General features: G+C 63.2%; 12 protein-coding genes. 7 read left to right on the forward strand and 5 right to left on the reverse strand.

Features of this window, described 5'->3' with window-relative positions; all coding sequences use genetic code 11:
* Positions 1 to 23 precede the first annotated feature (23 nt).
* Complete coding sequence (locus ACESMT_RS08320; RefSeq protein ID WP_372826095.1) at positions 24 to 602, reverse strand: DUF2889 domain-containing protein; 579 nt, start codon at positions 600 to 602, stop codon at positions 24 to 26.
* Positions 603 to 813: 211 nt separating this feature from the next.
* On the opposite strand from ACESMT_RS08320, the gene ACESMT_RS08325 reads away from it, so the two are divergent.
* A complete protein-coding gene (locus tag ACESMT_RS08325; protein ID WP_372826096.1) occupies positions 814 to 1,101 on the forward strand; it encodes a hypothetical protein in 288 nt (95 codons plus the stop codon).
* A 5-nt stretch (positions 1,102 to 1,106) separates the two neighbouring features.
* On the opposite strand, the gene ACESMT_RS08330 is transcribed toward ACESMT_RS08325, so the two are convergent.
* Positions 1,107 to 3,482 carry a penicillin-binding protein 1A gene (locus tag ACESMT_RS08330; protein WP_372826097.1) on the reverse strand — a complete coding sequence of 792 codons (2,376 nt, stop codon included), beginning with the start codon at positions 3,480 to 3,482 and terminating at the stop codon, positions 1,107 to 1,109.
* A 375-nt stretch (positions 3,483 to 3,857) separates the two neighbouring features.
* Here ACESMT_RS08330 and ACESMT_RS08335 point away from each other — a divergent pair, with 375 nt between their 5' ends.
* The 4 genes from ACESMT_RS08335 (at position 3,858) to ACESMT_RS08350 (ending at position 6,493) form a co-directional block, all read left to right on the forward strand.
* On the forward strand, positions 3,858 to 5,144 hold the full coding sequence (locus tag ACESMT_RS08335; RefSeq protein ID WP_372826098.1) for a phosphatidylserine/phosphatidylglycerophosphate/cardiolipin synthase family protein: 1,287 nt from the start codon (positions 3,858 to 3,860) through the stop codon (positions 5,142 to 5,144).
* A gap of 131 nt (positions 5,145 to 5,275) precedes the next feature.
* Positions 5,276 to 5,506: an antitoxin of toxin-antitoxin stability system gene (locus tag ACESMT_RS08340; RefSeq protein WP_372826099.1), complete on the forward strand. Its 231-nt coding sequence runs from the start codon at positions 5,276 to 5,278 to the stop codon at positions 5,504 to 5,506.
* Positions 5,499 to 5,867, forward strand: a complete 369-nt coding sequence (locus ACESMT_RS08345) for a type II toxin-antitoxin system PemK/MazF family toxin (protein ID WP_372826100.1) — start codon at positions 5,499 to 5,501, stop codon at positions 5,865 to 5,867. Before ACESMT_RS08340 ends, ACESMT_RS08345 begins: the two co-directional genes overlap by 8 nt.
* 344 nt (positions 5,868 to 6,211) lie before the next feature.
* Positions 6,212 to 6,493 (forward strand): DUF4389 domain-containing protein, encoded by a 282-nt coding sequence (locus ACESMT_RS08350; protein ID WP_372826101.1) that lies wholly within the window; start codon positions 6,212 to 6,214, stop codon positions 6,491 to 6,493.
* An 18-nt stretch (positions 6,494 to 6,511) separates the two neighbouring features.
* Here the strand turns inward: ACESMT_RS08350 and ACESMT_RS08355 are convergent, their stop codons facing one another.
* Positions 6,512 to 7,078: a histidine phosphatase family protein gene (locus ACESMT_RS08355; RefSeq protein WP_372826102.1), complete on the reverse strand. Its 567-nt coding sequence runs from the start codon at positions 7,076 to 7,078 to the stop codon at positions 6,512 to 6,514.
* Between the two features lie 141 nt (positions 7,079 to 7,219).
* Between ACESMT_RS08355 and ACESMT_RS08360 the strand changes: the two genes are divergently transcribed.
* Positions 7,220 to 8,257 carry a VWA domain-containing protein gene (locus tag ACESMT_RS08360; RefSeq protein WP_372826103.1) on the forward strand — a complete coding sequence of 346 codons (1,038 nt, stop codon included), beginning with the start codon at positions 7,220 to 7,222 and terminating at the stop codon, positions 8,255 to 8,257.
* A 60-nt stretch (positions 8,258 to 8,317) separates the two neighbouring features.
* Here ACESMT_RS08360 and ACESMT_RS08365 read toward each other — a convergent pair whose 3' ends face one another.
* Positions 8,318 to 9,322 (reverse strand): virulence RhuM family protein, encoded by a 1,005-nt coding sequence (locus ACESMT_RS08365; protein ID WP_372826104.1) that lies wholly within the window; start codon positions 9,320 to 9,322, stop codon positions 8,318 to 8,320.
* A gap of 290 nt (positions 9,323 to 9,612) precedes the next feature.
* On the opposite strand from ACESMT_RS08365, the gene ACESMT_RS08370 reads away from it, so the two are divergent.
* The gene (locus ACESMT_RS08370; RefSeq protein ID WP_372826105.1) at positions 9,613 to 9,981 is read left to right on the forward strand and encodes a hypothetical protein; all 369 of its coding nucleotides are present in this window, start codon (positions 9,613 to 9,615) and stop codon (positions 9,979 to 9,981) included.
* 141 nt (positions 9,982 to 10,122) lie between these two features.
* On the opposite strand, the gene ACESMT_RS08375 is transcribed toward ACESMT_RS08370, so the two are convergent.
* Positions 10,123 to 10,585, reverse strand: a 463-nt coding sequence (locus ACESMT_RS08375; RefSeq protein WP_372826106.1) for a hypothetical protein, incomplete at its 5' end; no start/stop codon positions are given.

Here is a 10,585-nt window from a genome sequence, read left to right on the forward strand (position 1 = left end):
AGAAGCGTCGGGTTCAGCCCGGCTTACATCTTCTTCACTGGCTGCCAGCCCGCAAACTGCGGGTAATGGCGCTGCACCACCGCGCCATTGAAGTCCCAGGCCAGGCACTTGCCCAGGTGGTAAGGCGGCCCGGCGTTCTCGGCCACCGGCTCGCCCGACTGGCGGCGCAGGCGCTCGCGGTAGACCGGCACTGTCTGGTAGGCGGCGGTCGCCATATTGAACAACAGCTCGCGCAGGTGGGTGCAGCCCCGGGTGCCACCCAGCGCTTTTTCAATCGCCTGGCGCCAGCCCGGCCCCATGGTGACGCCGACCATCTGCTGCATCGGGTCCACACCGGCGCGGCATTCGCCGAAGGGAGTGTGGTCCATGGCGGTGCTGATCTCGCGGATGGTCATGTGGTCGTCCACCGTGGCGCGGATCGCCATGCCGTGGATGGGCGCGCCCGGTGGCATGTCGCCGCGCTCCGAACGCTCCAGCGCGTAGGTTTTGGTGTCGGACATTTCGGCCTCGATGTCCCAAAGGCCGTCATCGCGGCGGTAGCCGCGGTATTCGACAGCGCGGGTGTGCAGGTGGTTTCGGGCTTGGGGGGTGGGCAGTGGCATGGGGCGTGAGCGTCGGGCTTAAACCACCATTTTCCCAGCAAGGCGGGCAGTTGGCTGCGCCGCCAGTGACATGTGCGTCGAACAGGCATCAAATCGGCCTCCAGCCCTTGTCGGACGGACGTAAGCCGCTATCTATTTAGTAGCAAATCCGACGCCCGACAGCTGGCCGGGTCCGCCGGTCTTCGCCTTCACCGAGGCAGAAATGCGCATCGTGCCGCCATGGATGCCCTGGCCGCGCGCCGCCGTGCTGCTCAGCGGCGGGGCCGAACTGCTGGGCGTCGCCGGCCTGCTGTGGCGGCCGACCCGGCGCGCCGCGTTGTGGGGGTTGTTTGCCCTGACCCTCGCCGTGACGCCGGCCCACATCTACATGCTGCAGGAGCCGGCGCTGTTTCCGTCGGTGCCCTGGTGGGCACTGGTGCTGCGGCTGCCGCTACAGGCCGCGCTGCTGGCGCTGATGGCGTGGCTGGCGCTGCGGCCGGCCCATGCGCCGCGTCGCTGAGGCGATCAGGGCTCCGAAACGATCCGCGGTGCGGGAAAATCAGCCACCGGCAGCTCACTCGCCGGTGCCGGTGCGGCCGGATGGATCTGGATATTCACGTATTTGATCCGGGGCGGCGACAACACCGACGTGCTGGTCGGCATGCCGGCCGGCGCGCCTTGCGCGCTGGCAGCCCCAAGCAGCGACGGCTCGGCAGGCGTGGCCTCGACCAGTGGCGCACCAGGCAACAGCAGCGGGTCCAGACCGGGCGGCGGCGCCTGTTTGCTCAGGCCATCAGGTGCGGAGAATCTGGCGCGCGCATCGACCACTTTCATCTTGATCGCCTGCTGAAAAAACTCGCCCACCATGGGCAGCGCGCTCTGTGCGCCCTGCCCCCAGCGGTTTCCCATGGTGACACGGTTGTCGTTAAATCCCACCCACGCGCCAGCCACCAGCTGCGGGTGCATCAGGATGAACCAGCCGTCGGTGTTGTCCTGCGTGGTGCCGGTCTTGCCGGCCACGTCGGCGCGTATGCCGTAGCGGCTGCGTATGCCGGCGCCGGTGCCCTGGTCGATCACGCCGCGCATCACGTCCACCAGCATGTTGGCGGCGGCGGTAGACATGGCTGCCTGCGCAACCGCCGGCCGCAACTCTTCCAGCACCCGGCCATTTCGGTCTTCCACGCGGGTGATCACCATGGGCTCGACATAACGACCGTCATTCACCAGCGTGCCGTAGCTGGCGACCATTTCCTTCAGGGTCACCGGGCTGGTGCCCAGCGCCAGTGACAACACCTCGTCAAGCTTGCTATGGCGCACACCCATGCTGCGCGCCAGGGCTGCCACGCGCGCCGGCCCGACCACCTGCATGACCTGGGCGGTGATGGTGTTTTTTGAATAGACCAGGCCCTCGCGCAGCGTCATGGGCGCGCCGCTGGGTCCGCCGCCGTCGCTGGGCCGCCAGAAGGTGCCGTCGCCGAGCGCAATGTCCACCGCCCGGTCCACAAAGCCGTCGTAAGGCCGCGAGCCGTTTTCAAACGCCGCGCCATACACAAAAGGCTTGAAGGTTGAGCCCGGCTGCCTGCGCGCCTGCGCCACATGGTCGAATTGGTCCACCGCAAAGTCGCGGCTGCCGACCCAGGCCATGACATGGCCGTTGGAAGGGTTCAGCGCCAGAAAGCCCGCCTGCAGCCGGGTTTTGTCTTCGCGCAGCTCTTGCATGAACGCCGCGTCACCGGCCAGCAGCTGGAGCGCCTCATCGTCCGATTGCCCGGCCACGCGCCCGGCCTTGTACTGCGCCGAGTCGCGCACAAACGTCAGCATCAGCGCGCGTTTGGCACCCTTGGGCCCCCAGCCTGATTTTTGCGCCCACTCCGCGTCCGAGATGGCCTGCAGCCTGTCTGCCTGGCGTGTCACCGCTTCGTTGGCCATGGCCTGAAGCCGGGCGTCAATCGTGGTGCGCAACACCAGCCCGTCGGCATAGATGTTGTAGCTGTTGCGGTCGGCCCATTCGATCATCCAGCGCCGCAACTGCTGCGTGAAATGCGGCGCCGGGCCAAGCTCCTGCTCCTGGCGCTCAAAGCTCACATTCAGCGGCATCTGTTTGAGCGCAGCCAGCTGGTCGGCGGGCAGCTTCTGGTGCCTGGCCATGCGGCCCAGCACAGTGTTGCGGCGCTGCAGCGCGCGTTCGGGGTTGATCACCGGGTTGTAGTAACTGGTGCCCTTGAGCATGCCGATCAGCGTGGCGCTTTCCAGCACGTCCAGGGTGTCGGCCGACTTGTCAAAGTAGGTGCGTGCGGCCATTTCGATGCCGTAGGCGTTGTACAGAAAAGGCACGGTGTTGAGGTAGGTCTCCAGGATCTCGTCCTTGGAATACACCGCCTCGATCTTCATCGAGGTGATCGCCTCCTTGATCTTGCGCGTCATGGTGCGCTCGCGGCCAATCTCTTCGGGGTAGAGGTTGCGCGCCAGCTGCTGCGTGATGGTCGAGCCGCCCTGCACCTTGCCCAGCACGGTGTTCATCGCGGCCGCCAGGGTGCGCCGCAGGTCCATGCCGCGGTGCGAATAAAAACGCCCGTCCTCGGTGGCAATCAGCGCCGCCACCACATGCGGCGAAATATCGGCCAGCTTGATCCAGTCTCGGTTGGCGCGCTTGAACACCGTCAGCGCCTGCCCGTCGGCAGACAGCACCACCGACGGTTTGGCCGCCTTGGCCTTGCGCAGGTCGTCAATGCTGGGCGTGAAAGGAATCAGCGCCAGCACGTACAGCAGCAACAGCACGGGCAGCGCCACCAGCCCCCAAAACAGGCCGCGCAGGTGCGGGTGACGAAGGCCGTTTGCAACAGAAGCGGCGACTGGCCTGAAGCGGGACGGTGGGTGTTCGAAAGGCGGCGGCGCAGTCATGTGCGTGCAGCGTAGTTGGCGGCGCAACGCAGGGCTGTAGGACGGCAGGCAAAAACGCCATCGGCTGGCGAGGCGAGGCACCAGCGGCGTGTCATGGCCACCCGTGTATGGCCGCAGGCGCCCTGAGCCCGGTTTACAAGAGAAAATGGCCTTTGGCCCTTTTACAGATTGCCCAAGCAGCTACTATTTTGATAGCAGCCGCTGCATCACCTGCTTCTGCCACGCCACAAAAAGCACACCACGTTCAGCGCGCTGCGGCAATGACCTACAGCTTTGCGACCCGCTGCGCAGTACGCTGCAGGCTCCAGCCCCTCAGGAGACAGCCATGGCCCAGCGCGATACACCCGGTGCAAAGCCTCGCGGCATCGTCCTGGCATGAGCGATTCATCCTTTCTGGGCAGCGCGCTGCACGGTGCCGCCGCGCTGCTCCTGGGCCTGGCGGTGCTGCTGGGCCTGGTCATCTGGTCCATCAGGCGTCACCGCAGCCCGAAACTAAAAATCGAAAGCGGCTCCTCCATCGACCAGCTGATCCCCTCGATTGCCGGCCTGAGCCTGGGCTCAGCCATCGTCGGCAACTCGGTCGAGCTGCTGGAGAACGGCGCGTTTTTTGACACGCTGATCCAGCGCATAGGCGCGGCTACGCAAACCGTGCATTTCGAGACCTTTCTCTGGAAGGAAGGCGTGTTGGGCCAGCGCATGGCTGACGCGCTGTCCGAACGCGCACGCGCCGGCCTCAAGGTGCGCGTTCTGCTGGACGCCACCGGCTCCAAAAAGATCGGCAAGGCCGAGCGTAAACAAATGGAAGACGCTGGCTGCAAGCTCGAGTTTTTCCACAAGCGATCCATCTACAACATCGGTGTGATGAACGACCGCGACCACCGCAAGCTCGCCGTCATCGACGGGCGCGAGGCTTTTGTCGGCGGCCACTGCGTCGTGGACGAATGGCTGGGCAACGCCGAAGACGGCAAGCGCTTCGCCGACCTCAGCGTGCGCCTGCAAGGGCCCATCGTGCACAGCGTGCAGGCCGCCTTCAGCGAGAACTGGGGCGGGCAAACCGGCGAGCTGTTTGTCGGAGACGACGTCTTCCCGGCCCTGGCGCCGACCGGCAATATCACCATCCACGCCGCCTACGCCAAACCCGAGGGCTCGGCCCCCGCGGTGAAGATTCTTCACCACACCGTGATCTGCCTGGCGCAAAAGCGCATCTGGATCCAGAACCCCTACTTCATCCCCGAGCCCGAGGCCATCGACGCCTTCGGCGAAGCCGTCAAGCGCGGCGTCGATGTGCGCGTGATGATGCCGTCCACCAGCGGCTCCGACAACCCGATGGTGCAGCACGCCGGCCACCGCAACTTTGAAAAGCTGCTCAAGTGCGGCGTGCGCCTGTTTGAATACCCACACACCCTGCTGCACCAGAAGGTGATGACGATTGACGGCGTGTGGAGCGCCCTGGGCTCCAGCAATTTCGACGACCGCTCCTTCGACACCAACGACGAGATCACGCTGGGCATTCTGGACGCTGGCATCGCCGGCCAGCTCGACGCGGTGTTCGAGAAGTACGCGCCCCGCTGCACAGAGATCGAACTCAAGGCCTGGCAACAGCGCGGCCTGTGGCACAAGGCCAAGGACAACCTGTTTTATGTGTTCAATGAGGTGCTGTGAGCAGGCGGGCAAGCGGGACTGGCGAGGCCAACTGAACAGTCGATCCAGCTCGCCCGCCGCCCGCGCCATGTCGACCCATATACAAACACATAAACGTATTACAATTACGTCATACAAAATGGAACTACTGCATGAACACTGCAACCCTCTCTTTTCGGGCCCCGACCGAGTTTGCCGAGCAAACCAGGGCTCTGGCCAGCGCCTTCAACATGTCCAGCTCAGACTACGTGCGTGAGGCCGTGCGCGAAAAAAACGATCGGCTGCTCAAAGAGCGTATGACCTTTCTTTCGAAACAACTGTCGGCTCGCCATCTGGCGGAAAACGAGGCTATGGACGCCACCGCCGGGGACGGCCTTGCATAAGGTCAAGCGCGGTCAGGTATGGGAGGTGGACTTCGAGCCGCAAACCCACAGAGAAGAACCAGGCAAGCGTGGCCGACCCGCGCTGGTCATCCAGACCAACACCCTCAACGCTGCAGGGCATGCCACCACCATCGTCATACCCGGCACAACAAATACCTACCGCGATGCCCAGGGCGACGGTTACCCTTTACGCGTTGCGCTTGGCAAGCTGGGCAAGATGAAGGAAGAAACCGATTTGCTGGTGGACCAGATTCGCACCATCTCCAACCGGCGCTTGATGGGGGAGAAACCCATCACGGAGCTGCCACGCACACACATGAAGCGGGTGGAAGAAGCGCTGCGAATTCTGGTGGGTGAATGAACTGCCAGTGAAATAGTCCGCCCGCCACCCCGTCGGCCACACCCTGCCAGAAGGCCATCGCCCTGGGCACCGGCAAGGGGTGCATGAAGCTCACCGACGCGCCGCCGTCCACGGCGTCGATCAGCAGCCCGGCCAGAGACTGAAAATCGCTGTCGGTCACCACTGGCAGGCGACGCACAGCGGAGGTGGCAGCAGAAAAGTGATCGGGTGTCATGGCACCATTTTGCCTTGGCACTCGGGAAACGCTTTACCCGCAGGGGTTGGCAAGAAGAAGGCTTGATGCAGCGCAAACCGGCCCCATCATGGAGGTAGCAGTATTGACGACAACCCTGAAGGATCTGACCATGACCAACACCGCCCTCGCCACCCTTCCGCCGCGCAAGCTGCCGATGCGCGCCCTGCTCATGCTGCTGATGTGCCTGACCTTTCAGCTCGCCGTCTGGGTGCTGATCGCCGTCGCAGTGCTGCAGCTTGGCTTTGCCGTTTTCAGTGACGAACCCAACCCGCGCCTGCAGGCCGTTGGCCGCAGCCTGGGCCGTTACCTGGGCCAGATTGCCGGCTTTGTGTCCTTCGCCACCGAGACCCTGCCCTTCCCCTTCAGCGACTGGCCATCCACCAAGGTCTGAGCGGCACGCTCAGGGCTCTCAAGGTGTGACCGAGCCCAGCACCTTCAGGCTGCCGTCCGCCGCTGGGCGGACCACCACGCCTTCAGCCGAAGACGCACCCACCCCCGTCAGCGCCGAGATGTTGACCTGGTGCGTCACCACCACCAGCGTGCCCGGCCCACGCCAGCGCAACAAAATGGCGCGGGCCTGCGCCGTCTGCGCATCGCTGATCCCGGCCGAGGCCCTGAAGAACGAATTAAAAGCCGGCTCATCCCTCACAACATCACTGCAAAACGCCAGCCGCGCCGTGTCACGCGTGCGGCACCACTGTGAGGTCAACACCGCACCCACAGTGATCTTGCGGTTGCGGAACTGCTCCCCCAACTGGCGCGCCTCTGCCCTGCCCTGATCGTTCAAGTTGCGCTGCGTGGTGCAGACATTGAGCTTGAACTCGGCCGGGTCGCCAATGCCAGGCGCGGTGGCATGGCGGAAGAGGACGATGGCGCCGGGTTGGGTCAGATCGGACCAGGCGTCGGCGGCGGTGGCAGACAAAGCGGTCAGCGCCAGGCCAAGAAAGGCTGTGACCAAGCGAATCGGGTGGTTCATACCCGAGAGGCTATCAAAGCGCGCTTATCCGAGCATTGGGTGGGTGCATCCCCTCACCCACTGCGGCTCGACCCCTGTGGGAAGCGCTGAACAGATGCCCTGCGGTTGCCTGCCAGCCGCTTCCGGGGCAAGATCAGCGCCATGTATTTTCTGTCGGCGCATTACCTTTGGCTGTTGTTGGCGCTGCCCCTGTTGCCGCTGCTGTACCTCTGGCTGCTGCGGCGCGGGGCAAAACTGGCTGTGCGCTACAGCAGCATTGGCGTTGTTCGCGCTGCGTCTGCCGGGCGCCAGTGGCGGCGGCATGTGCCACCCGCCCTGCTGCTGCTGGCGTGCGCGGGCTTGCTGCTGGCTGCAGCGCGCCCCATGGCGCGGGTGCCGCTGCCCTGGGCACGCACCACCATCATCCTGGCGATGGACGTTTCGCTCAGCATGCGGGTCAGCGACGTCAAGCCCACCCGAATGGTGGCCGCGCAAGAGGCGGCGAAGCTGTTTTTGCAAGACCTGCCCAAAAACATTGAAGTCGCGCTGGTCACCTTTGCAGGCAGCAGCCAGGTGGCGCAGGCTGCCACGCTGGACCGGCCCGCCTTGGTCATGGCGATTGACAGATTCCAGATGCAGATAGGCACCGCCGTCGGCAGCGCCATAGTGACCAGCCTGGCCGAGCTTTTCCCCGATCAGGACATCAACCTTGAAGAAATGACCTTCGGCAGCAAGCCGCGCGGACGCAGCCTGGACGACAAGGCCAAGCCGCCGCCCCAGCAGATCACGCCCGTGGCGCCGGGCTCGTACGACTCTGCGGCGATCATCCTGCTGAGCGACGGCCGCCGCACGACGGGCGTCGACACATTGGAAGCGGCAAAGATGGCCGCCGACCGGGGTGTGCGCATCTACGTCATCGGCCTGGGCAGCGTGGGCGGCCCCGGGGCGATGCCCGAAGGCATGCCCATCTACCTGCAACTGGACGAACCCACCCTGCGCGAAGTGGCGCGCATGACCGGCGGTGAGTACCACCAGGCCGGCACGGCAGAAGCGCTGCGCAGCGTCTACGAGAACCTGGGGTCGAGGGTACAGGTGCAGACGCGCGAGACGGAGGTCACGGCCTTGCTGGCCTTGCTGTCGGCGGCGCTTGCGTTGGCGGCGGGGATTATGTCGCTGGTCTGGTTTCGGCGCGTCGTTTGAGCGCCCAGGCTCCTGACCTTCACCCAGGCATCTTCTCGAAGCTCTGCAATGCGGGGTCCATCAATCATCCTTCCCGGGCTTTTTGAACGGCAGGCTTTTCACCATGCGGTCGAAATCGGATTCGAAGCCGGCATCGTCCAGCACGCGGAACTTGTCAAACTCCTGCCCGGCGTGGGTCTTGGCCAGTTGCGCCGATACCTTGCCTGCGCCTTTCAAAATCTCGCGGTCGTTCAAGGTCAAAAAGCCTTCCAGTTTGCTGATCCAGTCCTGCATGGTCATGGCAATGCGCCGCACCGCCTGCCCGTCGGCAAAAACCAGGTACTGCTCGGCCAGATTGTTCAGCGCGCGCAGTTCTTCTTCATGCAAATAGTTCTTGGCCACGCCCACATCGGCCTTGCGAATGCGCGCGCCCTCCCAGTTTGTCAGGCCCATGTTGGGCTGGCTGCTGCTGGCGCGGCTGGCAATCAACTCGGCGGCGGTCTGGCCGTGAATGGCGTAGTGCGCCTTGTTTTGCACCGTGGCAAAGAAGGTTTGAGTCAGCGCGTGGCTGGCGTCGTAGTCCACGCTGGTGGCGTAAATGTCGGTGATCTTCTGGTAAAAGCGCCGCTCGCTGGTGCGTATGTCTTGCAGCCGGCGCGTCAGCTCATCAAAATAATCGCGGCCCTTGCCGGGGTTCTTCAAGCGGTCATCGTCCAGCACAAAACCCTTGACCAGGTACTCTTTCAGCTTGTCATTGGCCCACTGCCGAAAACGCACACCCACCGGGCTGCGCACCCTAAAACCCAGCGCCAGCACCATGTCCAGGTTGTAATGCTCGACTTCGCGGCTGACGTCCCGCCCACCCTCGGTTTGAACTGTTCGGAATAACCGAACAGTTGCCACCGGCGTCAGTTCGCCCTCCTCAAAGACGTGTTTGATGTGCTCACTGATGGTGCCCTTGGCCTTGCCAAACAGCTCGGTCAACTGTTTCTGGTTCAGCCACAGGGTTTCGGCGTCCAGCATCACGTCGATGCGGGTGCGGCCGTCTTCGCTTTGGTAGATCAGGAATTGGCGCAATTTATTCATTCCTCCTGACCACGAAGGCCTTGATCTTGACGGACTCTTGCTCATCACCGCTCAACCGCGTCACGCCGTCGGTCAAGGTGTGGTCTATGCGCAAGACCATGGGATTCGATCCAAATCGTACAGCAATGGAGTCAGTAGCCTGCCAGGCAATTCATGCCGCCTTGCTCCGGGTCTGACTGCGCAAGGACTCAACTGCCCTGCTAATCGCTTCAACGTCGGGCGCCAGCGTTCCCCATTCCATCCAGAAGTCTCGCGTCGCACTGTCGGGTGCAATAGTCGGTTAATCGAGCTTGATACGCGAAGGCAGCAAGACGGGCGTGGACACCCTGGAAGCGGCAAAGATGGCCGCCGATCGGGGCGTGCGCATCCACGTCATCGGCCTGGGCAGCGTGGGCGGACCCGGGGCGATGCCCGAAGGCATGCCCATCTACCTGCAACTGGACGAACCCACCCTGCGCGAAGTGGCGCGCATGACCAGCGGTGAGTACCACCATGCGGGCACGGCGGAAGCGCTGCGCAGCGTCTACGAGAACCTGGGGACACGGATGCAGGTGCAGACGCGCGAGACAGAGGTCACGGCCTTGCTGGCCTTGCTGTCGGCGGCGTTTGCGCTGGCGGCGGGGGTTCTTTCTCTGGTCTGGTTTCGGCGGGTTGTGTGAGCGCCCGGGCTCCCGACCTTCACCCAGGCATCTTCTCGAATCTCTGCAATGCGGGGTTTCGGCTGTCCCATTTGTGTGCGCTAAGAGACATGGCAACAGAAGCTGGTGCTGTGCAAAAGCCGACGGAGGCAAATTTAGTGCTTAGTGCTCCAGCTTCCACCTTAACCAGCTTTTCTCTATGGAAGGCCGTAACAAGGAGTCTTGGGCGCTGTGAGCTAGATACTCTTGACGAAACTTTCTCGCCTCTTTCATCAAAGCCGCGTCCGCGAGACCGGATTTTTCTATCCTCACTAACTCATCCCAAACTTTCGCCGACATGGCTAATGCCTTATCAGACTGTAGCCTAATGAAGTCAACCAGTTGAGCAATAGGCCTGTGCGAAACGGGTTCCTTTACCACCGCAAATAAATCTGTGAGGCCTACCGGCGTAAGCACGCAGTAGCTTTCCCAACTTCGGTTATATTTTTGGTTCTTCGTCGAATCCACTGTGAATTTTCCTTCACTCCAGCACAATTCAGTTTTCCAAATTGATTGACCGTGCCATGAAAGATACCGCGCTGTACGAACACCTTCTTGGACTGAAGACGCCCTGGTCGGTGAAGAA

It is taken from the genome of Polaromonas sp. (assembly GCF_041689105.1).
Lineage (GTDB): Bacteria > Pseudomonadota > Gammaproteobacteria > Burkholderiales > Burkholderiaceae_C > Polaromonas.